This window comes from Nocardioides sp., from assembly GCF_030019515.1.
Classification (GTDB): Bacteria; Actinomycetota; Actinomycetes; order Propionibacteriales; family Nocardioidaceae; genus Nocardioides.
The window spans coordinates 21,627-45,064 of record NZ_JASEEQ010000008.1 but is presented as its reverse complement, the minus strand read 5'-3'; the positions used below and the strand labels follow the sequence as shown (position 1 = coordinate 45,064).

The window sequence follows — 23,438 nt, the reverse complement described above, 5'->3', positions numbered from 1 at the left end:
TGTCAGGCTCGCCTCGCCCGGCGGGGGGTTCGGGGGCACTCCCTCCGAGAATGCCTGAGCCCGCCCCGTTCATCGGGACGGGCTCAGGACTCAGCTCACAGATCGCCTTCCATGCAGGGAATCAGGCGAGCGGGTTGGACGTCCGGCTGTTGATGCACAGCGTGCCGTACCGCACCGCTGCCGGACCGCCGTAGTGGTTCCAGAAGTAGTACGAACGGGTCTTGGGCCGAGGCTCCATGCCGAGGAACCAGTTGTCGTCCCAGTGGCTGTCCAGGTAGAACCAGCCGACCATCGCCTTGTAGGCGTGGTAGTCGCCATCGGCCTGGTCGCAGGTGTACTGCCGCTCCTCCGGGTCACCCTGCGGGATGTTGCTGGCGTACCAGCTGCCGAACGACGTGCCCGGCAGGTGCTTCATCGCAATCGCGTGACGCGGCGTGGCAAGGTCGAACACCTGGCGCGAGATGCAGCGCCCGTAGATGGAGATCTGTAGCGGCACCGGGGAGCCGTCAGTGATGAACGACCACCCCCATGACTGGCCGAACGCACGCGGGTACGTTCCGCGCAGTCGGAAGTTCGCTGAACCCAGGTCGAACCCGGGGGCGACGAAGTACTCGTTGGTGGCGCACTTGCCCCACGGCTCAGCCTGGGGCTCGCTGGTGAACCAGCCACCCTGATCTACGGCGCTGTAGAGCCCTCCGAAGAGGCTCCGCACCTTGATCTGGTGGTGGTGCGAGTTCGCGTACTCGGTGTAGCCCCGGATGCAGGTGAGGAAGAGCTTCACCTGGGCGTCGCCCCAGGCCTTGTTCTCGATCTCGAACTGCCACGAGCGGAGGTCGCTGGGGTCCGGGTACGACGCGCGAACCCAGACGTCCCGCTCGTCGTCGTACGTCCCGTGGAGCGTCGGGGCACTCGGGAAGTCCGGGTCCTCGTCCGTGTCCGGCGGCGGCGGCTGGTACTGGTCGACGTGCTTGACCGACCACATGCCGTCGAGGACCTGGTCCCCCGCGTTGCAGCGAACCAGCTGCGAGCCGGAGTCGGCCGAGCCGTCGCTGCCGACACCGGACAGACGGATGTTCTTCTCGACCTTGTACATGTACACCTCGTGCTTGTGCTTCGAGGTGCCTGCGTCGGCCGGCAGGGCCGAGGTCGCGACCACCACGAGCGGAGCGACCAACGCTCCGATGGCGACCGCGATGCGGAACCGGGTATGAGCGGTCATGACGACGCTCTCCTTGCATTGACAGGAAATAGGGCGTGAGCACGTCTCCCGAGAACGTTCCTCCGGCCCCCCCCAGCCCGGTAGTCGACAGGCTAGGACGCGTCGCCGATGCGGTGAAACTGGTCTATGACCGTGGTCTATGACACTGGTATGCGCCGGTCATCTGGACCAGTCCCGGGCGCGCGCGAGCCCGTAGCGGCGGCTCAGCACGAAGATCCAGACGAGCACTCCGGCCACGATCAGCGGCAGGTGGGTCAGCACCGTCAGCACCACAAGCACGGCCAGCGCGACGACGATCGGCGTCGGCAGTCCGGACCGTCGCACACCGCCGCACCGGTACGCCGGACGCCGCGCCGAGGTGGTCCGAGGCGGCGCCTCCGGTCCGGACCGGCCCGGCAGGTCTCGGAACACCGGCCCCAGGTCGGCGCGAGTGCGCGCGGCCCAGATCCGGTGGAGCCGCTCGCCGTGCTCCTCGACGCTGAGCCGGCCCTGGGCGTAGTGCTCGCCGAGCGCCGCCGCCGCCTGCTCGCGCTCGGCGTCGCCGATCCTCAGCTGGTCCTCGCTCACGAGTCGTCCTCGCCCTCGGGGTCGCCGTCGGCGAGGATCCCGTACAGCCGGCGGCGGGTCTCAACGAGGACGTCGACGGCCGCGCGCCGCTGCTGCTCGCTGCCGGTCGTCACGAGCTGCCAGACCGCACCCATCACCTGGCCGATCTCGGGCTTGAGGTCGGCGTACCCGCCCTGCTGCTCCTCGCGCTCGGGCTGCTCGAACGGCGCCCACACCGAGCTGAGCTCGTCGGCGTGGTCGGCGACGTACGCCTCGCCCTCGTCGGTGAGCCGCAGGCTGCGCCGCCCGCCGCTGTCGTCGGTCGCCAGCAACCCCTCGTCCTCGAGCTGCTGGATGGTCGGGTAGACCGAGCCCGGGCTCGGACGCCACGCGCCGTTGCTGCGCTCGGCGATCTGCTGGATCACCTGGTAGCCGTTGACCGGCTCGCCGTTCCACTGCGCGGTGCGCACCACGTCCAGGATCGCGGTGCGCACGTCACCGCGCCGGACCCGCGGTCCGCGCTGGCGATCGCCCTGGGCGAGGCCGAACAGGCCGGCCACCCACGGCGGCGGCCCCGGATGTCCCGGCCGGCCGAAGCCGCCGGGCCCGCCCCACGGACCACCCCACGGGCCGCCGGGCCGCCCGCCGTGCTGGTGCCACTCCTGCTCGCCATGGCCGGCCCACTGCCGGCTGAATCCCTTGTGTCCCACGACAGGACCCCTCTCTGATCGGATAGCGCGCGGCGGCGTACTGTCGCCGACCGTTCGCGATATATCGCGAGCGTATGCCGATGGGTCGGCCCGGGCAAGACAATTTCCCCGGGTACCCGGGGAAACCAGTACTTCTAGGCCGAAGTTTCGGCCGATAAGCGACAACTTCCCCGGGTACCCGGGGAAACCGACGCCCGGTGCCGGGACCGGCTACCGGGCCAGCCAGGCGGCGTACGCGTCGAAGGTGTAGGGGCGGCCGAGGAAGTCGGCGACCAGGTCGGCGGCGTCGCGGGCGCCGCCGGGGGCGAGCACGCGGTCGCGGTAGCGGGCGGCGACGGCCGGGTCGAAGAGGTCGGCGGGGTCGAAGGCGGAGAACAGGTCCTTCGCGATCACCAGCGACCACATGTAGGTGTAGTACGCCGAGGAGTAGCCGCCGAGGTGCCCGAAGCTCGCGAACATGTGGGTCCCCTCGATGTAGGGGAACGGCGAGTAGCGCTCCTGCAGCGCGCGCATCGCGGCGGTGAGGTCGTCGGGCCGGTCGGTGTGGAACCAGTACGACATCGCCGCGTAGAACATCTGGGTCCGCGCGTGGTAGCCCTTGCCGAACTCGTCGGCGGCCCGCATCCGCTCCACCAGGTCCACCGGGATCGGCTCGCCGTCGGCGTCGGTGGCGAAGGTGCGCAGCACCTCGGGGTCCCACGCCCACTCCTCGAGCAGCTGGCTGGGCGCCTCGACGAAGTCCCACTCCGTGGCGACGCCGGAGAAGCGGGTCCACTCGCCGTGCCCGCCGAGCAGGTGGTGGACCAGGTGGCCGAACTCGTGGAAGAGCGTGACCACGTGGTCGTGCTCCATCAGCCCGCGCGAGAAGTTGCACACCAGCACGCCCTCCGGCAGCTGCCGGCCGGCGAGCCCGTCGACGAGCGTGAACTGTGCGGCGTGCTTGTACTTGCCCTCGCGCGGATGCAGGTCGAGGTAGATCCGCCCGAGCGGAGCCGGGCCGTCGGGGAGGTCGCGGAGCACGTCGTACGCGGCGACGTCCTCGTGCCACACCGTCGCCTCCAGCACCGGCTCGTAGCGCAGGCCGAACAGCCGACCGGTCACCTCGAGCAGGCCGCGGCGGACCTTGCCGAAGTCGAAGTACAGCCGGACCCGCTGCGCGTCGACGTCGTGCCGCTCCTGGCGGACCAGCTCCTCGTAGTAGAGGGTGTCAGCGGTGTCGATCGCGGTCGCGTCCGGGACGTCGCGCCGATAGCGCTCGAGGAGCAGGTCGACGTCGCGCCGCATCGGCTCCTCCGCGGCCGCCGTGATCCGGTCGATGAACGCCGGGATCGCCGGGCCGTCCCCGATCATCTTCACGCCCGCGTCGTACGACGCCCAGTCGACGTAGCCGACCAGGGTCGCGAGCTCGTGCCGCAGCGCGAACATCTCGCGCAGCAGGGGCTCGTTCTGCGGCCAGCCCCGCTCCAGGAACGCGACCGTGACCTGGCGCCGGACGCCGGCGTCGTGGACGAACATCCTGGCCGGCACCGCGTCCGGGTAGTCGGTGGTGATCGTCACGAGTCCGTCGGCGTCGGCGGGATGCGCGCCGAGCCAGTCCTGCGGCAGCCCGGCAAGGCGCTCGGGCGGCACCCGGACGGTGCGCACGTCGTCGCGGATCGTGCGGCTGAACTCCTGGCCGACCTGGGTCAGCCGCTCGTTGATCTCGGCGAGCCGGGCGCGGGCCGCGTCGTCGAGGTCGACGCCCGCGCGCCGGAAGTCCTCGAGCGTCTTGTCCAGGAGGCGGGCCGCGACCGGGTCCAGCCCGGTCGGGTCGGCGGCCGCGAACACGTCGTACAGCCGCCGGTCCTGGCGCAGCTCGGTCACCAGCCGGTCGACCTCCAGGTCGGCCGCCTCGCACGCGGTGCGCACCGCCTCCCGCGGGTGCACGTTGGCGAGCAGCGAGGCCGCCGCCGCGACCCCGGAGAGCACGCGGGCCACCTCGTCCCACTCCCGGAGCACGCCCAGGACGTCGGCCGGCGGGGAGGTGCGCAGCCCGTCGGCGCGCTCGCGGGCGGCCGCGAGGCCCTCGCGGGTCCGGGACTCGACCCACTCCTGGGCGTCGTCGGGCAGCGGCAGGGGGAGAGGCGCGAGGCTCATGGCGCCCAGACTAAGGACGCCGTACCCGACGTCCGTGGTCAGTACAGCTAGGGCGCCAGGCTGCCGCGGCGTCGGGACAGGTACGCGCGCTCGGCCGGGTTGTCGGTGGCCGCGATCGCGGCGTCGTACGCGGCGCGTGCCTCGGCGCTGCGGCCGAGCCGGCGCAGCAGGTCGGCGCGGGTCGCGTGCCAGGCGTGGTACGACGTGAGCGGCAGCCGGTCCACCTGGGCGAGTGCGACCTCGGGGCCGTCGAGCTCGGCCACCGCGACCGCCCGGTTGAGCGCGACGACCGGGCTCGGCACGATCGCGTAGAGCTGTGCGTACAGCGCGGCGATCTGCGGCCAGTCGGTGTCCGCGGCGGCCGGGGCGTCGGTGTGCACGGCGTTGATCGCCGCGAGCAGCTGGTACTGCCCCGGCGCCCTGCCGGTCTCCCGGGCCCGCGCCAGGCACTCGCGGACCAGCCCGTGCCCGTCCGCGATCAGCTCCCGGTCCCACCCGCCGCGGTCCTGCTCGTGCAGCGGCACCAGCTCCCCGCCCGCCACCCGCGTCGTTCGCCGCGAGTCGGTGAGCAGCATCAGGGCCAGCAGGCCGGCGACCTCGGGCTCGTCCGGGAGCGAGGTGCGCAGGATCCGGCCCAGCCGGATCGCCTCGGCCGTCAGGTCCTCGCGGATCGGCGCGGCACCGGAGCTCGCGAGGTAGCCCTCGTTGAACACCAGGTAGACCACCGCGAGCACGGCGGAGAGCCGGTCGGTCAGGTCGGCGGCGGCGGGCACACGGAACGGGATGTGGGCGTCCTTGATCTTCCGCTTCGCCCGGGTGATCCGCTGGGCCATCGTGGTCTCGGGCACCAGGAAGGCCTGCGCGATCTCGGGGACCGTCAGCCCGCCGAGCAGCCGCAGCGTCAGCGCCACCCGCGCCTCCTGTGCGAGCGCGGGGTGGCAGCAGGCGAAGATCAGCCGGAGCCGGTCGTCCTCGACCGGGCCCGTGGGCTCGTGGGGTGTGTCGTCATGCATGATCCGGGCCGCCCGGTGCTTGGCCTCGCGGTGCGACTCGCGCCGGATCCGGTCGATGGCCCTGTTGCCGGCCGTCGTGGTCAGCCACCCGCCGGGGTTGGGCGGTACGCCGTCCCGGGGCCACCGTTCCAGCGCGACCAGCAGCGCGTCGCCGGCCGCCTCCTCGGCGACGTCGAGGTCGCCGAAGCGGCGCACCAGCGAGGCGACCACCCGCCCGTACTCCTCGCGGAAGATCCGCTCGACCGCCGCACCCGCGTCGCTCAATGGCTCAACCTCCTGGCCGGGGACCCGGTCGGCCCCGTCACCCTCTCCACGAACGCCGGGCCCGCGACACGACACCCTTCCGCAGAGGAATCGGTCTTGCCTACTGTGAGGCCCATGCCCGTGCCGGCGTTCCGCCTGTCCGCCACCGTGCTCGGCAGCCCGGACCCACGCGGCCTCGCCGCGTTCTACCGCGAGCTGCTGTCGTGGACGACCCTGGTCGAACGGCCCGACTGGGTCGTGATCGGGCCGCAGGACGGGGCGACCCCGGGTCTCGCCTTCCAACTCGAGGACGGGCACGTCCCGCCGACCTGGCCGGCCGGGCCCGGCGAGCAGCAGATGCAGGCCCACCTCGACGTCGCGGTCGAGGACCTGGACGCGGGCGTCACGCACGCGACCGCGCTCGGCGCGAGCCTGGCGACGCAGCAGCCCCAGGACGACGTCCGGGTGCTCCTGGATCCGGCCGGGCATCCGTTCTGCCTCTTCGCCTCGGCGGGCTGAGCGTCTACGGTCGGGCCATGACCGACTGGGGCGACCTGTACCGCGAGCACGTCGCGGCCGTGACGGCACTGGCCGGCGGCCTCACCGACGAGCAGCTCGAGACCACCGTGCCGGGCTCGCCCGCGTGGACCGTGCACGACGTGCTGGCCCACCTCGCCGGCGGCTGCTCGGACGTCGTCACGGGACGGACGGAGGGGGCACCCGGTCCGGAGTGGACCGCCCGCCACGTCGCCGAGCGCCGGGGCCTGCCGGTCGGCGACCTGGTCGAGGAGCTGCGGTCGCACCAGGACGCGGTCGCCGCCATCTCGGCGCAGGACCCGCGGCCGGCGATCGTGTGGGACATCGCGACCCACCACGCCGACCTGCACGAGGCGCTCGGGCTGGGCGTGATGCCGGAGCGGCTCTGGCAGCCGGTGCTCGCCGGCGCGGGCGCGATGAGGCTCGGCAGCGCCGGGCTCCCCGAGGACGTCGACCACTACGAGCTGTTCCGGGCCCTGTTCTCCCGCCGCTCGCGGACCCAGATGCAGGCCTGGGGGCTCCCGCTGTCGGCCGAGCAGCTCGACGAGCTGTGCCTCTTCGGTCCGCGCGAGGATGACCAGCCCGTACCCTGAGCGGGTGCTTCCTCGGCCTCGCCTGCTGCGCGCCGCGGCGCTGCTGGCGGCCCTCGCGTTCGCCGCGGGCCTCGCCGTACCGGCCGGCGCCGACCCGGTGGCGCCCGACGGGTCGCTCGCGGCGAAGGGCGCGGACCCGCGCAGGACCCGCGGGCTGTTCGTCGATCCGCTGATGCCGGCCGCGAACCAGGACCAGGTCTACCGCGACCGGATCGGCTCCAAGGCCCAGGCGCTCTGGATCATCCCCGAGGCCTACCCGACCTCGGAGGTCCGCGGCGTGGTCCGCGCCTACACCAAGCGCGCGCTCACGGCGAGGAAGACGCCGATGCTCGTCGTCTACGGCATCCCGGGCCGCGACTGCGGCCAGTACTCCTCGGGCAACCCGCTGACCACGGCCGCGCAGTACCGCACCTGGGTCCGGCGGATCGCCGGCGGCCTGAGGGACCAGCACGCACTCGTCGTGGTCGAGCCGGACGCGCTGCCCCTGTTCAGCAGCCCGGTCGAGACCTGCCCCACGAAGCCGGACGGCTGGCAGGGGATGCTGCGCTTCGCGAGCCGGCGACTGAGCGACTCGGGGGCCTGGGTCTACCTGGACGCGGGCCACTCGAACTGGACGCCGTACGACCAGCGCCCGGCGTTCCTGAAGCGGGCCGGCATCGGGTACGCCCGGGGCTTCAGCACCAACGTCTCCAACTTCCGCACCACCGCCAGCGAGAAGCAGTACGCCGCCTTCCTGCTGCGCGGGCTGCGCAGGCTCGGGATCCGCGGCAAGCACTACGTGATCGACACCTCGCGCAACGGCGCCGTCCCCTCCGCGGACGGCTACGACGTCATCAACCCGACCTGGGCGCGCCTCGGCCGCCCACCCCGACTGGTTTTCGACGGCGCCTTCGACGGCACGCTGTGGGTCAAGCACCCGGGGGAGTCCGACGGCCAGCTCAACGGCGGGCCGCCGTCGGGTCAGTGGTGCGACTTCCTGGCCGATCGACTGCTCGGCCAGCCCGAGTCGAGCACCTGCTGAGAGTGCAGACCTCGGTGGGCGGGAAGAACGCGTCAGCCGTTCGGGCTCGGTGACCGTGCGCAGACTCCGCGACCACGTCGGTGGCCTGGTGGCCGACACCCGACCGCTGCGCAACGATGACTTCCGGCGCCTGTGGGTCGCCAACATCATCACGGTGATCGGGGCCCAGCTGACGGTCGTCGCGGTGCCCGCGCAGATCTACCAGATCACCGGCTCCTCGGCGTACGTCGGCCTGACCGGGCTGTTCGGGCTGGTCCCGCTGGTCGTCTTCGGACTGTGGGGCGGCGCGCTGGCCGACGTCTTCGACCGGCGCACGCTGCTGATGATCACCACGCTCGGGCTGATCGGGACCAGCGCGCTGTTCTGGCTCCAGGCGGCGCTGGGCAACGGCGACGTGTGGCTGCTGCTGGGGCTGTTCTCGGTGCAGCAGGCGTTCTTCGCGGTCAACCAGCCCACGCGCAGCGCCGTGCTGCCGAAGCTGCTGGCGCCCGAGCTGCTGCCGGCCGCCAACTCGCTCTCGATGACGGTCTTCCAGGCGGGCGCGATCGCCGGCCCGCTGGTCGGCGGCCTGCTGATCCCGGTGCTCGGCTTCTCCTGGCTCTACCTGATCGACACGATCACGCTCTTCGCGACGCTCGGCGCCATCGTCCGGCTGCCTCGCCTCCCGGTGGAGGGCGGGCTGACGACGACGCCGGGGCTCCGCTCGGTCGTCGAGGGCTTCGTCTACCTGCGCGGCCACCCGGTGCTGCTGATGTCCTTCGTGGTCGACCTGATCGCGATGGTCTTCGGGATGCCGCGGGCGCTGTTCCCGGAGATCGCGCATCTGTCCTTCGGCGGCCCGACCGAGGGCGGGATCGTGTTCGCGGCGCTGTTCGCGGCGATCCCGGCGGGTGCGGTGGCCGGCGGGGTGCTGTCGGGGTGGGTCTCACGGATCGACCGGCAGGGGTACGCCGTGGTCGTCTGCATCCTGGTGTGGGGCGCGGCGATGACCGGCTTCGGCGTCGCGGTCGCGCTCGCCGACCAGTGGCAGCGGCCGATGCTCGTGGTCGCGATCGCGATGCTCGTCGTCGGTGGGGCGGCGGACATGGCCTCCGCGGCGTTCCGGACCAGCATGCTGCAGACCGCCGCGGCGGACTCGGTGCGCGGTCGGCTCCAGGGGGTGTTCATCGTGGTCGTCGCCGGTGGCCCCCGGGTCGCCGACGTCGCCCACGGCACCAGCGCGGCGGTCGTCGGCACCGCGGCAGCGGCCGCCGGCGGCGGCGTCCTGGTCGTCGTCGGCACGGTCGTCGCGGCGATCGCCGTACCGTCGTTCGTCCGGTACCGGCTCAGCCGGGACGCGGTCTCCTGACCCGGGGCCGGCGGGCCCGGCCTAGGCCCCGAGCAGGCCGCGGACGTACGCCGCCTGCCCGACGTGCTGGGCGTCGTCGTCGGCGATGCTGACCAGGCGCACGCCCCGGGTGACCGGCGGGTCCCAGTTGGTGTCGATCACCTCGTCGAGGTCGGCCGCGCTCAGGGCGCGCAGGTATGCGACGGTCGCCTCGTGGCTGGCCCGCAGGTAGCCGGCCAGCAGGTCGGCGCCCACCCGGACCTGGCCGACCTGCTCGCTGGTGTGCCCGTAGCCGTGGTCCCGCGGGTCGATCGGCAGCGCGAACCGTTCGACCCACCCGTCGGTGACCCAGACCTGGTCGGTGCCCGCGAGGCGCGCGACCTGCGCGTCCTGCCCGCGCGCGATGTGCCAGACCAGCCAGGCGATGGAGTTGGCGTCCGGTGTCGGACGGTGGGCGAGCTGCTCCTCGTCGAGGCCGTCGACGGCCGCGAGGCCGTTCTCCAGGACGCGCTCGAACAGGTCGATGAGGACGTCTGCGGGGTTCATGGGCCCGACGTTACGTCGGCGCGCCCCGGGCACCCGGCGTACCTGACGCAACTGCTCGTGGGAGCGCGCGCGGAGGACCGATGCGTCAGGTGCGCGGGGACTGGCCGCGCAGCTTCTCCAGCCGCGCGTGCAGGGCGACCACGCGGTGGGCGTTGCCGGGGAGCGCGACGTACTGCTCGCCGAAGGCCGCGAGCAGGGCGTCGTCGAGGCGGCGGACGGCGCCGGGCGGGTAGCGGTAGTCCATCCGGGCCGCGATCCGGTCGCCGTCGACGGCGGCGAGCACGTGGCCGAGCTCGGCGAGCGTGGTGACGCCGAGCTCCGGGAGCAGCCCGGCGATCCAGCCGTAGTGGTCGGTGCGCGACCACTCGGCATCGGCGTACTGCCCGGCGAGGAACGCCGCGAGCTCACGAGCGCTGATCCCCTCCGCCTCCGTGTCCGGCTCCTCGGGCGTGACGCCGCGGAGCCGGTCGCGGATCGTGGTGAACTCCTGGTCGGCGAGCTCGAGCAGGCCGGCCGCGAGGGTGAACCGGCGGTCGAAGTCCCGGGCGTGCTCCTCGGGCACCGTGCCCTTGTAGCGGATGTCGTGCTCGAACTCCGCCCACGCGTGCTGCAGCACGGTGCGCACCTGCACCTGGGCGGTGCGACCGTCGGCGCGCGCGACCTGCAGGTGCCGGCTGGCGTAGCCGAACCGGCCCTCGCCGGCCGTCTCCTGCCCGAGGTCGCGGTCGTCGAGGATCCGCAGCTGGCTGCCGAGCACCTCGGCGACCGCGGCGACGTCGCTGCGCACGTAGGTGATCACCCGCAGCCCCACCTGGTCGCCGATGTCGCGCAGCGGGTCGGTGTAGAGCGGCAGCCCGTCGATGGTGCGCCCGGCCTTGGCGGCGAACGAGTCGACGCTCTTGGCGCGGCCGGTCACAGTCAGGTAGTTGATGCCCGCCTCGTCGAGGATCGAGGTCACCAGCGCGACGTACTCCCGCGCGACGGCGACGAGCGCCGGGTGCCGCGCGGCGTACTCCTCGACGGCGGCGCGGATCGTCGCGTGCGCGTCGGGGAGCGTCGGCGTGACGATGTAGCCCTGCTCGAAGTCGCCGTACGTCGTGGTCCGCTCGGGCCAGCGGTGCGCGAACAGGGCGACGTACGCGCAGATCACCGCGTCGACCTGGTCCTCGACCGCGCGCAGATGGCTCTTCCGGGTCGCGTCCTCCACCTGGGTCCGCAGCGCCTGCCAGGCGCGGTCGGTCGTCACGATCCGCTCGACGTGGGTCATCAGGACCAGCAGCTCCGAGCGCAGCAGGTCGAGGTCGCGGCCGCGCTTGTCCTTGTACTTCAGGGTGCGGCCGAGGCCGAACAGCACGATCGTCGCCGGGTGCGGGTAGACCTCGATCGCGCGGCGCGGCCTCCCGGAGCGCGGGTCCATGTCGAGCCGGAGCCGCTTGCACAGCCGGGCGCCCCGGGAGCCGGCGACGAACTCGGGCTTGCTGGTGTTGGAGGGGTGCGGGGCCGCCTCGAAGCGGCGGAAGTCCTTGCCGAGCGCCTGCTCGGCCGGCCGCGAGCCGGTGGCGTTGGTGACGATCAGGGGTGCGTCGAAGGCGACCAGGCAGGTGCCTTCGACGTACGGCGCGAGGTGGGCCTCGATCTCGTCGTCGGAGTGGACGGTGGCGATGTGGAGCAGGCGTGCCTCGGCGTCGAGCACGGCCAGGCCGCTCGGCCGTCGCTCGCCCCAGGCGAGGTCGACCCCGACATAGTGCATGGGAACAAGACTGCCCTACCGCGGGTCCACGGCGACGGCGGGAACGACGAACCGCTCGACCAGGGCCCGCTCGTCGCGGTCGTCACGGCCGGGCACGGTCAGCAGGGAGACGATCACCCGCACCAGCCACCGCGCGGCGTCCTCGTCGTCGACCAGGCCGCGCCCGAGCGCCTCGACCACCGCGCTGGACTGGGCGAGCTCGGCGGTCGTGGCGGCGTCGCCCGCACCGAACCAGGCCAGCAGCGCCGGGGCCTCGCGTACCAGCCGCACTGAGGCGAGCACGGCCGTCGCCAGGCGCTCGGCGGGATCGGTCCGGCCCGCGGTCTCGGCGGCCACGGCGGCGCCGACCCGGCGTGCCTCGCGGTGCACGAAGGCCAGGTGCAGGGCCCGCCGGTCGGGGAAGTAGCGGTAGAGCGTGGCCCGCGAGCACCGGGCCGCCCGGGCGATCTCGCCCATGCCGACGCCACCGACGCCCCGGTCTGCGAACAGCCCGGCGGCCGCGTCGAGGATCCGCTCGGCGCTCGTCCGGCTGCTCATGCCGCCACCCGGAACGGCACCCGGGTCGGGCGGCGCACGTAGGGGCCCGGCGCCCACTCGACGCCGTCGAGGTCCACCGCGAAGTCCGGGCACCGGGCCAGCAGCTCCTCGATCGCGACCCGGGCCTGGAGCCGGGCAGCGGCCGCGCCCAGGCAGTGGTGGCTGCCCTGGCTGAACGTGAGGATCTGGGTCGGGCGGCGGCGCACGTCGAGTTCGTCGGCGTCCGGGCCGTAGCGGCGCGGGTCGCGGTTGGCGGCGCCGTACAGCAGCAGCACCCGGCGACCGGCGGGGACCGCGGTGTCGTGCAGCTCGACGTCGCGGGTGGTGGTGCGCGCCAGGGCCTGCACCGGCGAGGTGAGCCGGAGCAGCTCCTCGACCGCGTCGGGGATCAGCCCCGGGTCGTCGAGCAGCAGCCGGCGCTGGTCCCGCGCGGTCTCGAGCAGCTGGACGGTCCCGCCGAGCATGCCGGTGGTGGTGTCGTTGCCGCCGGTCACGACGGTGAAGACGTAGGCGAGGATGGACAGCAGGCCGGCGGTGTCGTCCCCGACGCCCGCCGCGACCAGGTGCGAGACGGTGTCGTCGCCCGGCTCGACCCGGCGCCGGTCGATCAGCTCGGTGAAGTAGGACATCAGCTCGCCGATCGCCTCCGCGGCGCCGAGCACCTCCCCGGCGGAGCTCGCCGAGACGATGGCGTGGGTCCAGGCGTCGAACCGCTCGCGCCCGTCCTCGGGCACGCCGAGGTAGTGCGCGACGACCATCGTCGGCAGCGGCTTGAACAGCACGTCGACGACGTCGCCCCCGCCCTCGGCACGCAGTCGCTCGAGGCGCTCGACCACGAACGCGCGCACCATCGGCTCCAGCGTCGCGACCTGGCGGGGCGTGAAGCCCCGCGCTACGAGCCTGCGGAACGCGGTGTGCTCCGGCGGGTCGAGCATCACCAGTGGCCGGTGGTCGGCCAGGCCGATGGTCTCGAGCTCGTCGTACTCCACGGTGAGGCCCTGGGCCGAGGAGTACGTCGCGGTGTCGACCGCGGCAGCGAGCACGTCGGCGTGCCGCGACAGGACGTAGTAGTCCCGCCCGTCGGCGCGCGGCATGTGGTGCACCGGGTCGTGGTCGCGCAGGTCCGCGTACCTCCTCCACGGACTCGCCCAGGTCTCGGGGGTCGCCGGTCGGTACATGCCGACGATGATGAGACAGATTGGTCGATCTGTCTATTCTTCCAGGTCAGCGCGTCAGATGCCGGCGCGCTGTCGGTCGGGCTCAGCTGCGGGCGGCATACTCCTGCGCGACCGCGGCGCCCAGACGCGCGTTGGCGCGGACCAGGGCGATGTTGGCGGTCAGCGAGGCGCCGCCGGTGATCTCGACGATCCGGCCCAGGAGGTACGGCGTCGCGTCCTTGCCGTGGATGCCCCGGGCGCCCATGTCGGCGAGCGCCTGCTCGATGATGCCGCCGATCTCGTCGGCGGGGATCTCGTCGGCCTCGGGGATCGGGTTCGCGACGACGACGCCACCGGCGATGCCGAGGTCCCACTTGGCGGCCATCACCGCCGCGACGTCCGCGGGGGAGTCGACCCGCATCGGGGCGGCGTGGCCGCTGGAGCGCGAGTAGAAGGAGGGGAACTCGTCCGAGCCGTAGGCGAGGACGGGGACGCCGAGGGTCTCGAGCCGCTCCAGGGTGAGGCCGATGTCGAGGATGCTCTTGACCCCTGCCGAGATGACGGCGACGTCGGTGCTGCCGAGCTCGGTGAGATCGGCGGACTCGTCGAAGGACTGCTGGGCGCCGCGGTGCACACCGCCGAGGCCGCCGGTCACGAAGACGCGGATGCCGGCCAGCGCGGCCAGGCGCATCGTCGCGGCCACCGTCGTCGCGCCGTGGGCGCGGCGGGCCACCACGAACGGCAGGTCCCGCACGCTGACCTTGGCCACGTGCTCGTCGCTCGCGAGCAGCTCCAGGTCGTCGGCGGTGAGCCCGATCCGGGGTCGGCCGTCGAGGACGGCGATCGTCGCGGGCACCGCCCCGGACGCGCGGATGATCTCCTCGACCTCGGTCGCCATCGCGACGTTCTGCGGGTAGGGCATGCCGTGGCTGATGATCGTGCTCTCGAGCGCGACCACCGGGCCGCCGTCGCGCAGCGCGTCGGCGACCTCGTCGGTGAGGGTGAGCAGGGGGTGGGGTGCGGTCATGACAGCAGGCTCCTGACGAGTCGGTCGGTGAGGTCGGGTCGGACGGTGTCGGTGCTGGCGACGGTGAGGGCGGCGGCGGCGTGCCCGTACGCCGCGGCCTCGGCGGGGTCGGAGCCGGTCAGCAGCGCGTGGCAGAAGGCGGCGGTCATCGCGTCGCCGGCGCCGGTCACGTCGATGACCTCGCCCGCCACGTCGGGCGTCACGGCGTCCAGGGCGACGACGCCCGCCGGCGAGCTGAGCAGGGACCCGGCCGGGCCGAGCCGCACCCAGACGAGCTGGACGCCACGGTCGTGCAGGGCCTGAGCGGCCGCCTCCTGCTGGCGCCGGGTCCGGGTCGGGAGGTCGGTCAGGGCGGCGAGCTCGTCGCGGTTGGGCGTCACCGTGAACACCGGTCGGTCGACGGAGACCAGCGGCGCCAGGGCGGCGGCCTTCGGGACGCTGACCGGGTCGAGCAGCACCCGGGTGCCGACCTCCGCCGCCAGGTCGAGGGCGTAGCGCAGCGTGCCGGTCGCGAGGTTGCCGTCCAGGACCACCAACGACGCCGCGGCCAGCAGGTCGCGCGCCGCCGCGACCTGGTCGGTCGAGAGCTCGTCGGTGGCGGCCATGTCGGCGACCGCGACGACGAGCTCCCCGTCGGCGTCCAGGACGGCGGTGTAGGTGCCGGTCGACCGGGCGCTGCGGCGTACGTGCTCGACGACGACCCCCGCGTTCGAGGTCGCGGCGAGCACCTGGTCCCCGAGCGCGTCGCTGCCGATCGAGGCGACCAGATGGGTCCGGGTGCCGAGGCGGGCCAGGTTCTCGGCGATGTTGCGGCCGACGCCGCCGGCGGCCATCGACGCGGCGCCGGGGTTGCTGGTGGCGACCACGGCTGCGCGGGTGCTGCGGGCCTTGACGTCCATGTTGGCGCCGCCGACGACCACGACCGACGGGCCCTCGCTCAGCACGTAGCCGCGGCCGAGGACCACGCCCTTGCGGGTCAGGTTGGAGAGGTGCACGTTGACCGCGGCGCGCGTGGTCCCGAGCGCTTCGGCGATGGCAGCCGAGCTGATCAGCGGGTCGCGACGGAGCAGGCTCACGATCTCCTGCTCGCGCTCGGTGATGTTCATGCTTATTACTATAAGGCCTCTTTATCAGAATAAGCAAGAGCTCCGGGAACGACGAGCGCCGCGATCCCGGTCGTGAGGGGTACGGCGAGCACCAGGCCGATGCTGCTGGCCAGGGTGCGCACGATCTCCTCGGTGATGTCCTCGGTGGTGAGCAGGTCGTCGAACGGCAGCCCGTAGAGCTGCAGGATCAGCAGTACGGCGAGCGCCGTACCGGCATAGGCGAAGACGATCGTGTAGATCGTCGAGGCGATGTGGTCGCGCCCGATCCGCATGCCGCTCGCGAACACCCGGGCCCGGCTCATCGTCGGCGCCGCGGCGCGGATCTCCCACACGGAGGAGGACTGCGCGATCGTCACGTCGTTGAGCACGCCCAGCCCGGCGATCACGGTCGCGCACGCGAACAGGCCGTGGAAGCTCAGCCCGCCGACCAGGCTCGAGAGGATCCCGGCGGTCTCGTCGGTGATCCCGGTCAACCGGGTGGCGCGGGTCGCGACGACCCCCAGTCCGGCGGTCACGCCGACGCCCACGAGCGTGCCGGCGAGCGCGGTGCTGGTGCGCAGCGAGAACCCGTGCGTCGTGTAGAGGACCACGAACATGATGGCGGCGGCCGCGGTCAGTCCGACCAGCAGCCCGGACTCGCCGGTGAGCAGCGCGGGCAGCACGAACTCCCACAGCACCAGGCCGCTGAACGCCAGACCCGCGAGGGCGAAGAGGCCGCGCCACCGCGCGACCACGAGCACCAGCGCGACGAACACCAGCAGCAGCACGAGCAGCGGGGTGGTCCGGTCGGTGCCGAAGTAGGCGTACGCCGGGTCCGCGCCGTCCTGACCCGGCGTGCGCTGCAGCTTCACCTGGTCACCCGGCTCCAGCCCGGACTCCGCGACGTGCGGCGCGACCCGGACCGAGGCGTGGTCCCCCTTGCCGGCGCCCTCGACGAGGGTCACGTCGAGCAGCCCGCAGTCCTCGGACCGGTCGCCGGGACCGGCGCAGGGCGTGTGGACCTCGTCCACCTCGGCGTTCGGGAACGTGACGCCGGGGGCGGCGAAGGGCACGCTCTCGGTGATCTTGTCGACCTCCGACCCGTTCGGCCAGAGCAGCACCAGGCCGGCGACGGCCACGGCGGCCGCCAGCACCAGCGCCGTGAGCAGGACCGTGCGCGGCCCCCGGGAGATCTCGACCTCGGCGCCGTGCCCGCGATGGGCCCGGTGCGCGTGCCCACCCGCCATGACCGCCGTCCTTCCTCGTCCGGGGGCGCCGCCGACCTCGCTCGCCCGCCGACAGTCTGCACGCACCCCCGGCGGGGCAGCAGAATGGCCCCGTGCCGACGCCGAGCCAGTGGATCGCCTTCGTGGTCGCCAGCGCCCTGTTCATCCAGGTCCCGGGGCCCAGCCTGCTGTTCACGATCGGCCGCGCCCTGACCGTCGGCCGCCGCGACGCGCTGCTGTCGGTGGTCGGCAACGCGGTCGGCGTGACCACCCAGGTCATGTTCGTGGCGGCCGGCCTGGGAGCCGTGGTCGCGGCGAGCACCGAGGCCTACGTCGTCCTGAAGATCTGCGGGGCGGCGTACGTGGTCTGGCTCGGCATCCAGGCGATCCGGCACCGCGCGGACGCCCGGGCCGCGCTGGCCGCCGTCGACCACCTGGCCGTGGCCCGCGCGTCGGCGCTGCGGTCGCTGCGGATCGGCTTCACCGTCGGGCTGACCAACCCGAAGACGATCGTGTTCTTCGTGGCCTTCCTGCCGCAGTTCGTCAACGCCGCGGCGGGGCACGCCGGCCTCCAGCTCGCCCTGCTCGGCCTGGTCTTCGGCGTGATGGCGGCCGGCTCCGACTCGGTCTGGGCGCTGGCCGCCAGCAGGGCGCGCGACTGGTTCGCACGCCGCCCCACCCGCCTCGACAAGCTCGGCGTCGCCGGCGGCGTGATGATGATCGGCCTCGGTGCGACCCTCGCCGCCACCGAGTAGCGCCCGTTACAGCGAGCGGCCCTGGTCGTGGGCCAGCAGGGCGACACCGAGCGAGAGCCGGGACGACGGGTCGTCGAGGGGATGGCCGACCAGGTCCTCGAGGCGCCGGAGCGCGGGGTAGAGCGAGGTGCGGTTGCGGTGGGCGACCCGGGCGAGCTCGGTCTTGTTGCCGCCGACGGCGAGGAACTGGCGCAGCAGCTCGACCAGCCCGCCGGGGTGGCGCGCCTCGTGCTCGAGCAGGGCGCCGAGCTCGGCCTCGGCGAACTCCTGCAGGCGGGCGTCGCCGCGCAGGGACATCAGCAGCCCGGGCAGCCGGATGTCGGACTGGCGGAAGCAGCCGACCGGCTCGTGCCGGGAATCGCCGGGCGGCAGTGCCGCGGCGACGTCGACGACCGCGCGGGCGCTGCGCAGCGAGGGACCTGCCGCCAGCACCCGGTCGACGACGGGGCCGGCGGCGAGCACCGCGTCCGGCTCCCGCCGGCGCAGCTCCCGGCCGACAGCGTCGGGCAGCCCGGCGCCCCCGGCGAGGAGCACCCCGACGTGCTCGCCGTCGAGCACGCCGACCACGCCGGCCGTCCCGGCTCCCCGCACCGCGTCGTGCAGGCGCTCGCTGAGATGGACCATCCGGCGCTGGGCGGCCGCGACATCGGTCGGCGCGTCCCGGCGCAGCCGCGCCGCGAGGCCGACGTACTCCCGCTCGTCCGGTACGCCGAGGGCCCGCAGCCGGGCCGCGGCGGTGGCCTCGTTGCCGAGCCGGTCGTCGAGGAGGTCGAGCAGGAAGCCGCCGTGCACCCGCAGCTGGATCGCGATGTCGTCGCGTTCGACCATCCGGGCCAGCTCCAGGGCCTGGGCGGCCCGCTCGAGCACCACCCGAACCCGTGCCTCGTCGACGAGCTGGCCGCCGGCACCACCGGCACCGCCGACACCGAGCGCGACCAGCCGACCCCAGGGCCCGCCGTGGATGCCCACCGGGGTGGTCAGCCAGCGCTCGGGCCCGGCGGTGCCGGTGGCGCGCAGGAACGGCGTGAGCCGCGAGCGGCGCTCCCACTCCGCGAGCAGCCGGTCGACCGGCTCGCCGACCGCCGCGGGGGCGAGCACCCGGCGGGCCAGGTCCTCGAGCACGACCGAGGTGCCCGCGAGCTCGGCCGCGGCGGCGACCAACCGGTCGGTGTCGGCCCGGGCCAGGCCGAGGTCGGTGAACGTGCGGTGCACCTCTCCGGCGAACCGGACCTGCTCGAACTGCTCGGCCACCAGCGTCCGGTGCACGGCCTCGGTGATGTCGACGAACCGCACCGGGCGGTTGAGGGCGACCACCGGCAGGCCGGCGGCGCGGGCCCGGCGCAGGGCCGCGTCCGGCACCGCCGGGTACTCGGCGCTGAGCTCGACGACCAGGCCGGCGGCGCCCGCGTCGACCAGCTGCCCGACGAACGCCGCGGCCGCCTCGGGCGAGACCGTCATGCCCAGGCCCGTGGTGAGGACCAGCTCGTGGCCGGCCAGCACCGCCCCGACGTCGCGCACCTCCGAGACGTGCACCCAGCGCAGGTCGGCGTCGAGGCGATCCTCCCCGCTGAGCACGACCGGGTCGCCGGTCGCGAGCGCCGGGAGGCCGAGGGCCTGGCGGACGGTCATCCCCATGCCCGGAGTCTATGCGACGGTACGTCGCCCTCGACTCGATTTCGGCGACAGGTCGTCCCTGGCCGGTGCGCGTAGCCTCGGCCAGGCTGGCGACCATGAGCAACCCGGACACCACCGCACCTGCGACGCCCACGACCATCCCGCACTGGATCGACGGCCAGCCGCGCCCGGGGGCGGCGACCCGCCTCGGCGACGTCACCAACCCCGCGACCGGACGGGTGACCGGACAGGTCGTCCTCGCGGACGGCACCGACGTCGACGCCGCGGTCGCCTCGGCGAAGGCGGCCTCGGGGGCCTGGGCGCGAGCATCGGTGAGCGCGCGCACCCAGGTCGTCTTCCGGTTCCGCGAGCTGCTCAACGAGCGGAAGGCGGAGCTGGCCGCGATCATCACCGCGGAGCACGGCAAGGTGCTCTCCGACGCGTTGGGCGAGGTGTCCCGCGGCCAGGAGGTGGTCGAGTTCGCCTGCGGCATCCCGCACCTGCTCAAGGGCGGCAACAGCCCGCAGGTCTCGACCGGGGTCGACGTGCACAGCATCCGTCAGCCGCTGGGCGTGGTCGGCATCATCAGCCCGTTCAACTTCCCCGCGATGGTCCCCATGTGGTTCTTCCCGATCGCGATCGCGGCCGGCAACGCGGTGGTGCTCAAGCCGAGCGAGAAGGACCCGTCCGCCGCGATCTGGATGGCCCGGCTCTGGCAGGAGGCCGGCCTGCCCGACGGCGTCTTCACCGTGCTCCAGGGCGACAAGGTCGCCGTGGACGGGCTGCTCGACCACCCGGACGTCGCGGCGATCAGCTTCGTCGGCTCGACCCCGATCGCCGAGTACGTCTACGAGCGGGCCAGCCGGGCGGGCAAGCGGGTCCAGGCCCTCGGCGGCGCGAAGAACCACATGGTGGTGCTGCCCGACGCGGACCTCGACCTGGCCGCCGATGCCGCGGTCAGCGCGGGCTACGGCTCGGCCGGCGAGCGCTGCATGGCGATCAGCGTGGTGGTCGCGGTGGGCGGCACCGGCGACGACCTGGTCGAGCGGATCGCCGCGCGGACGACGGGCCTGCGCGTCGGCGACGGCACCCGGGAGTCCGACATGGGGCCGCTGGTGACCGCAGCGCACCGCGACAAGGTGGCGTCGTACGTCGACGCCGGTGCGACCGAGGGCGCCACGCTCGTCGTCGACGGGCGCAAGGTCGACGCGGACGGCGAGCAGGACGGTCACTGGCTGGGCCCGACGCTGTTCGACCACGTGACGCCGCGGATGAGCATCTACACCGACGAGATCTTCGGCCCGGTGCTCAGCGTGGTGCGCGCGGAGACCTACGCCGACGCCATCGAGCTCGTCAACGCGAACCGCTACGGCAACGGAACCGCCATCTTCACCAGCAACGGCGGCGCCGCCCGCGCCTTCGAGCAGGACGTACAGGTCGGGATGATCGGCGTGAACGTGCCGATCCCGGTGCCGATGGCCTACTACTCCTTCGGCGGCTGGAAGGCCTCGCTGTTCGGCGACACCCACGCGCACGGCGTCGAGGGCGTGCACTTCTTCACCCGCGGCAAGGTCGTCACCACACGCTGGCCCGACCCCGGCTCCACCGGCGGCCTCGAGCTGGCCTTCCCGAAGAACCACTGAGAGGAAGCGACGATGAGCAGCGCGTACGAGCTGGACCGCAAGCACGTCTTCCACTCCTGGTCCGCCCAGGCCGAGATCACGCCGATGGTGATCACCGCCGCCCGCGGCTCCTACGTGTGGGACGCCGACGACCGGCGCTACCTGGACTTCTCCAGCCAACTGGTCTTCACCAACATCGGCCACCAGCACCCACGGGTGGTCGCGGCGATCAAGGAGCAGGCCGACCGGCTGTGCACGATCGCGCCGCAGCACGCCAACGAGCAGCGCTCCCAGGCGGCCGCGCTGATCGCCGGGCTCGCGCCCGACGGCTTCGAGAAGGTGTTCTTCACCAACGGCGGGGCGGACGCCAACGAGCACGCCGTACGGATGGCCCGGCTGCACACCGGACGGTTCAAGGTGCTGACCGCCTACCGCTCCTACCACGGCGGCACCCAGACCGCGATCAACCTGACCGGCGACCCGCGGCGCTGGCCCAACGACACCGCGACCGCCGGAGCCGTGCACTTCTTCGGGCCGTTCCTCTACCGCTCGGAGTTCCACGCGACCACGCCCGAGGAGGAGTGCGAGCGGGCGCTGCACCACCTCGCGCGCACGATCGAGGCCGAGGGCCCGGACACGATCGCCGCGATCCTGCTCGAGACCATCCCCGGGACGGCCGGGATCTTCGAGCCGCCGCCCGGCTACCTGGCCGGCGTCCGCGAGCTGTGCGACCGGCACGGCATCGTGCTGATCCTCGACGAGGTGATGGCCGGCTTCGGCCGCGCCGGGACCTGGCTGGCGCTGGACCGGTACGGCGTCACCCCGGACCTGATCACCTTCGCCAAGGGCGTGAACTCCGGCTACGTCCCGCTGGGCGGGGTGATCATCAGCGACCCGATCGCGGACACCTTCGCCCACCGCCCCTACCCGGGCGGGCTCACCTACTCCGGCCACCCGCTCGCCACCGCAGCCGCGGTCGCCACCATCCACACGATGCGCGACGAGGGCATCGTGGAGAACGCCGAGCGGCTCGGTCGCGAGGTCTTCGGCCCGGGCCTGGCCGAGCTGGCCCAGCGGCACCCGTGCGTCGGGGACGTCCGCGGCGTGGGGGCCTTCTGGGCGATCGACCTGGTCGCCGACCGGACCACCCGGGCGATGCTCGAGCCGACCGCGCTCGGCGAGGTGGTCGCGGGCTGCAAGGCGGCCGGGATGCTCCCGTTCTCGAACACCAACCGGATCCACCTCGTGCCGCCGTGCACGATGAGCGAGGAGGAGGCGCGGGAGGGCCTCGCGATCCTGGACGACGCCCTCAAGGCGGGCGACGTCCATGCGCGGGCCTAGGGGCTCCCGGCCCACCGTCTACGAGCGGCTGGCTCCCCCGGCCGCGGCCGTCGAGGCGGCGCTCGCGCCGTCGCGGCACGCGGTCTTCTGGCTCGAGGACGCGGGCCCGGCCACGCCGTACCCGCCCCTGCGCGGAGCGAGCCGGGCCGACCTGACCGTGGTCGGTGGCGGCTACTGCGGGCTGTGGACGGCGCTGCTCGCCAAGCGCCGCGACCCGGGTGCGCGGGTGGTGCTGCTCGAGGCCGAGACCGTCGGCTGGGCCGCGTCGGGACGCAACGGCGGGTTCTGCGAGGCGAGCCTGACCCACGGCGAGCAGAACGGCCGGGCCCGGTGGCCCGAGGAGTACGACGTGCTCGAGCGGCTCGGCCGGGAGAACCTGGACGCGCTCGAGGAGGACGTCCGCACGCTCGGCATCGACTGCCAGCTCGAGCGGACGGGGACGCTGAGCGTCGCGGTCGAGGAGCACCAGGTCGACTGGCTGCGCGCGCCGGACGGATCGTTCGGACCGGGCTTCCTCGACCGCGACGCCGTACGGCGCGAGATCGACAGCCCGGTGTTCCTGGCCGGCGACTGGGACCGGGAGGACTGCGCCCTGGTGCACCCGGCGCGGCTGGCCCGCGAGCTGGCGCGGGTGGCGGCCGACCTCGGCGTGGAGGTGCACGAGCAGACGCCGGTGATCGGCCTCGACTCGTCCGGGGCCGGTCCGGTGACGGTGCGCACCACCGCCGGGGCGGTGGCCAGCGAGCGGGTGGCGCTCGCGACGAACGTGTTCCCCGCGCTGCTGCGGCGGGTCCGGCCGCTGACGGTGCCGGTCTACGACTACGTGCTGATGACCGAGCCGCTCAGCGACGCCCAGCGCGCCGCGATCGGGTGGGCGCACCGGCAGGGGCTCGCCGACCTGGCCAACCAGTTCCACTACTCCCGCCTCACCGCGGACCACCGGATCCTGTGGGGCGGGTACGACGCGATCCATCGCCGCCGGGTCGACGCCGCCCACGAGGAGCGGCCCGAGACCTTCCGGCTGCTGGCGTCGCACTTCCTCACGGTGTTCCCGCAGCTCGAGGGGATCACGTTCACCCACCGGTGGGCCGGCGCCATCGACACCTCCACCCGGTTCGCGGCGTTCCACGGCCTGGCCGCCCGGGGCCGGGTGGCGTACGCCGCCGGCTTCACCGGGCTCGGGGTGGGCGCCACCCGGTTCGCCGCCGAGGTGATGCTGGACCGGCTGGCCGGCCTGACGACCGAGCGCACCGAGCTGGAGATGGTGCGGCGCCGGCCGGTGCCGTTCCCGCCCGGCCCGGTCGCGAGCGCCGGCATCGCCCTGACGCGCTGGTCGCTGGACCGCGCCGACCACCGCCAGGGCCGGCGCAACCTGTTCCTGCGGACCCTCGACGGCCTGGGGCTGGGCTTCGACTCCTGAGCCGGCCGATCTC

21 protein-coding genes are annotated in these 23,438 nt (G+C 73.5%); 8 read left to right on the top strand and 13 right to left on the bottom strand.

The features are described from left to right. Nucleotides 1-121 precede the first annotated feature (121 nt). From QMC84_RS12760 to QMC84_RS12740, 5 genes are all read right to left on the bottom strand, one after another. Nucleotides 122-1,219: a hypothetical protein gene (locus QMC84_RS12760; RefSeq protein WP_300375189.1), complete on the bottom strand. Its 1,098-nt coding sequence runs from the start codon at nucleotides 1,217-1,219 to the stop codon at nucleotides 122-124. Nucleotides 1,220-1,378: 159 nt separating this feature from the next. Beyond that, nucleotides 1,379-1,786 (bottom strand): DUF1707 domain-containing protein, encoded by a 408-nt coding sequence (locus QMC84_RS12755; protein WP_300375188.1) that lies wholly within the window; start codon nucleotides 1,784-1,786, stop codon nucleotides 1,379-1,381. Further along, nucleotides 1,783-2,475 carry a PadR family transcriptional regulator gene (locus QMC84_RS12750; RefSeq protein ID WP_300375187.1) on the bottom strand — a complete coding sequence of 231 codons (693 nt, stop codon included), beginning with the start codon at nucleotides 2,473-2,475 and terminating at the stop codon, nucleotides 1,783-1,785. The genes QMC84_RS12755 and QMC84_RS12750 overlap by 4 nt, the downstream gene beginning before the upstream one ends. 210 nt (nucleotides 2,476-2,685) lie before the next feature. Continuing rightward, nucleotides 2,686-4,611: a M3 family metallopeptidase gene (locus tag QMC84_RS12745; RefSeq protein WP_300375186.1), complete on the bottom strand. Its 1,926-nt coding sequence runs from the start codon at nucleotides 4,609-4,611 to the stop codon at nucleotides 2,686-2,688. 47 nt (nucleotides 4,612-4,658) lie between these two features. After that, nucleotides 4,659-5,888, bottom strand: coding sequence for a sigma-70 family RNA polymerase sigma factor (locus tag QMC84_RS12740; protein WP_300375184.1), 1,230 nt, complete (start codon nucleotides 5,886-5,888; stop codon nucleotides 4,659-4,661). Between the two features lie 114 nt (nucleotides 5,889-6,002). On the opposite strand from QMC84_RS12740, the gene QMC84_RS12735 reads away from it, so the two are divergent. Genes QMC84_RS12735 through QMC84_RS12720 form a run of 4 tightly spaced genes read left to right on the top strand, consistent with a single transcriptional unit; the run spans nucleotide 6,003 to nucleotide 9,366 of the window. Then, on the top strand, nucleotides 6,003-6,386 hold the full coding sequence (locus QMC84_RS12735; protein ID WP_300375183.1) for a VOC family protein: 384 nt from the start codon (nucleotides 6,003-6,005) through the stop codon (nucleotides 6,384-6,386). Nucleotides 6,387-6,403: 17 nt separating this feature from the next. Further along, nucleotides 6,404-6,997, top strand: coding sequence for a maleylpyruvate isomerase N-terminal domain-containing protein (locus QMC84_RS12730; protein ID WP_300375182.1), 594 nt, complete (start codon nucleotides 6,404-6,406; stop codon nucleotides 6,995-6,997). 4 nt (nucleotides 6,998-7,001) lie between these two features. Then, the gene (locus tag QMC84_RS12725) at nucleotides 7,002-8,018 is read left to right on the top strand and encodes a glycoside hydrolase family 6 protein (protein WP_300375181.1); all 1,017 of its coding nucleotides are present in this window, start codon (nucleotides 7,002-7,004) and stop codon (nucleotides 8,016-8,018) included. 55 nt (nucleotides 8,019-8,073) lie between these two features. Next, nucleotides 8,074-9,366, top strand: coding sequence for an MFS transporter (locus tag QMC84_RS12720; RefSeq protein ID WP_300375180.1), 1,293 nt, complete (start codon nucleotides 8,074-8,076; stop codon nucleotides 9,364-9,366). Nucleotides 9,367-9,387: 21 nt separating this feature from the next. Here QMC84_RS12720 and QMC84_RS12715 read toward each other — a convergent pair whose 3' ends face one another. The 7 genes from QMC84_RS12715 to QMC84_RS12685 all read right to left on the bottom strand — a co-directional run bounded on the left by QMC84_RS12715 (nucleotide 9,388) and on the right by QMC84_RS12685 (nucleotide 16,694). Continuing rightward, a complete protein-coding gene (locus QMC84_RS12715) occupies nucleotides 9,388-9,891 on the bottom strand; it encodes a DUF664 domain-containing protein (protein WP_300375179.1) in 504 nt (167 codons plus the stop codon). Nucleotides 9,892-9,976: 85 nt separating this feature from the next. After that, nucleotides 9,977-11,641, bottom strand: coding sequence for a DUF429 domain-containing protein (locus QMC84_RS12710; RefSeq protein WP_300375178.1), 1,665 nt, complete (start codon nucleotides 11,639-11,641; stop codon nucleotides 9,977-9,979). 15 nt (nucleotides 11,642-11,656) lie between these two features. Continuing rightward, nucleotides 11,657-12,178, bottom strand: coding sequence for a TetR/AcrR family transcriptional regulator (locus QMC84_RS12705; RefSeq protein WP_300375177.1), 522 nt, complete (start codon nucleotides 12,176-12,178; stop codon nucleotides 11,657-11,659). Continuing rightward, nucleotides 12,175-13,356, bottom strand: a complete 1,182-nt coding sequence (locus QMC84_RS12700; RefSeq protein WP_300375176.1) for a cytochrome P450 — start codon at nucleotides 13,354-13,356, stop codon at nucleotides 12,175-12,177. The genes QMC84_RS12705 and QMC84_RS12700 overlap by 4 nt, the downstream gene beginning before the upstream one ends. Before the next feature lie 82 nt (nucleotides 13,357-13,438). After that, a complete protein-coding gene (locus tag QMC84_RS12695) occupies nucleotides 13,439-14,362 on the bottom strand; it encodes a pseudouridine-5'-phosphate glycosidase (RefSeq protein WP_300375175.1) in 924 nt (307 codons plus the stop codon). After that, a complete protein-coding gene (locus tag QMC84_RS12690) occupies nucleotides 14,359-15,468 on the bottom strand; it encodes a carbohydrate kinase (protein WP_300375174.1) in 1,110 nt (369 codons plus the stop codon). The genes QMC84_RS12695 and QMC84_RS12690 overlap by 4 nt, the downstream gene beginning before the upstream one ends. Before the next feature lie 8 nt (nucleotides 15,469-15,476). Next, the gene (locus QMC84_RS12685) at nucleotides 15,477-16,694 is read right to left on the bottom strand and encodes a YibE/F family protein (protein WP_300375173.1); all 1,218 of its coding nucleotides are present in this window, start codon (nucleotides 16,692-16,694) and stop codon (nucleotides 15,477-15,479) included. Between the two features lie 92 nt (nucleotides 16,695-16,786). Between QMC84_RS12685 and QMC84_RS12680 the strand changes: the two genes are divergently transcribed. Continuing rightward, a complete protein-coding gene (locus tag QMC84_RS12680; protein ID WP_300375172.1) occupies nucleotides 16,787-17,428 on the top strand; it encodes a LysE family translocator in 642 nt (213 codons plus the stop codon). A 6-nt stretch (nucleotides 17,429-17,434) separates the two neighbouring features. Here QMC84_RS12680 and QMC84_RS12675 read toward each other — a convergent pair whose 3' ends face one another. Then, on the bottom strand, nucleotides 17,435-19,063 hold the full coding sequence (locus QMC84_RS12675; RefSeq protein ID WP_300375171.1) for a PucR family transcriptional regulator: 1,629 nt from the start codon (nucleotides 19,061-19,063) through the stop codon (nucleotides 17,435-17,437). Between the two features lie 95 nt (nucleotides 19,064-19,158). Here QMC84_RS12675 and QMC84_RS12670 point away from each other — a divergent pair, with 95 nt between their 5' ends. The 3 genes from QMC84_RS12670 to QMC84_RS12660 are packed head-to-tail and all read left to right on the top strand — an operon-like array spanning nucleotide 19,159 to nucleotide 23,425. Further along, the gene (locus QMC84_RS12670; RefSeq protein ID WP_300375170.1) at nucleotides 19,159-20,685 is read left to right on the top strand and encodes a CoA-acylating methylmalonate-semialdehyde dehydrogenase; all 1,527 of its coding nucleotides are present in this window, start codon (nucleotides 19,159-19,161) and stop codon (nucleotides 20,683-20,685) included. A gap of 12 nt (nucleotides 20,686-20,697) precedes the next feature. Then, complete coding sequence (locus QMC84_RS12665) at nucleotides 20,698-22,005, top strand: aspartate aminotransferase family protein (RefSeq protein ID WP_300375169.1); 1,308 nt, start codon at nucleotides 20,698-20,700, stop codon at nucleotides 22,003-22,005. Beyond that, nucleotides 21,992-23,425, top strand: a complete 1,434-nt coding sequence (locus QMC84_RS12660) for an FAD-dependent oxidoreductase (RefSeq protein ID WP_300375168.1) — start codon at nucleotides 21,992-21,994, stop codon at nucleotides 23,423-23,425. The genes QMC84_RS12665 and QMC84_RS12660 overlap by 14 nt, the downstream gene beginning before the upstream one ends. Nucleotides 23,426-23,438: the final 13 nt, after the last annotated feature.

Coding starts and splice junctions, on each gene's coding strand:
- QMC84_RS12760 (WP_300375189.1), bottom strand. CDS start 1,219: ATGACCGCTCATACCCGGTTCCGCATCGCGGTCGCCATCGGAGCGTTG.
- QMC84_RS12745 (WP_300375186.1), bottom strand. CDS start 4,611: ATGAGCCTCGCGCCTCTCCCCCTGCCGCTGCCCGACGACGCCCAGGAG.
- QMC84_RS12735 (WP_300375183.1), top strand. CDS start 6,003: ATGCCCGTGCCGGCGTTCCGCCTGTCCGCCACCGTGCTCGGCAGCCCG.
- QMC84_RS12730 (WP_300375182.1), top strand. CDS start 6,404: ATGACCGACTGGGGCGACCTGTACCGCGAGCACGTCGCGGCCGTGACG.
- QMC84_RS12715 (WP_300375179.1), bottom strand. CDS start 9,891: ATGAACCCCGCAGACGTCCTCATCGACCTGTTCGAGCGCGTCCTGGAG.
- QMC84_RS12710 (WP_300375178.1), bottom strand. CDS start 11,641: ATGCACTATGTCGGGGTCGACCTCGCCTGGGGCGAGCGACGGCCGAGC.
- QMC84_RS12705 (WP_300375177.1), bottom strand. CDS start 12,178: ATGAGCAGCCGGACGAGCGCCGAGCGGATCCTCGACGCGGCCGCCGGG.
- QMC84_RS12700 (WP_300375176.1), bottom strand. CDS start 13,356: ATGTACCGACCGGCGACCCCCGAGACCTGGGCGAGTCCGTGGAGGAGG.
- QMC84_RS12695 (WP_300375175.1), bottom strand. CDS start 14,362: ATGACCGCACCCCACCCCCTGCTCACCCTCACCGACGAGGTCGCCGAC.
- QMC84_RS12690 (WP_300375174.1), bottom strand. CDS start 15,468: ATGAACATCACCGAGCGCGAGCAGGAGATCGTGAGCCTGCTCCGTCGC.
- QMC84_RS12685 (WP_300375173.1), bottom strand. CDS start 16,694: ATGGCGGGTGGGCACGCGCACCGGGCCCATCGCGGGCACGGCGCCGAG.
- QMC84_RS12675 (WP_300375171.1), bottom strand. CDS start 19,063: ATGGGGATGACCGTCCGCCAGGCCCTCGGCCTCCCGGCGCTCGCGACC.
- QMC84_RS12670 (WP_300375170.1), top strand. CDS start 19,159: ATGAGCAACCCGGACACCACCGCACCTGCGACGCCCACGACCATCCCG.
- QMC84_RS12665 (WP_300375169.1), top strand. CDS start 20,698: ATGAGCAGCGCGTACGAGCTGGACCGCAAGCACGTCTTCCACTCCTGG.
- QMC84_RS12660 (WP_300375168.1), top strand. CDS start 21,992: ATGCGCGGGCCTAGGGGCTCCCGGCCCACCGTCTACGAGCGGCTGGCT.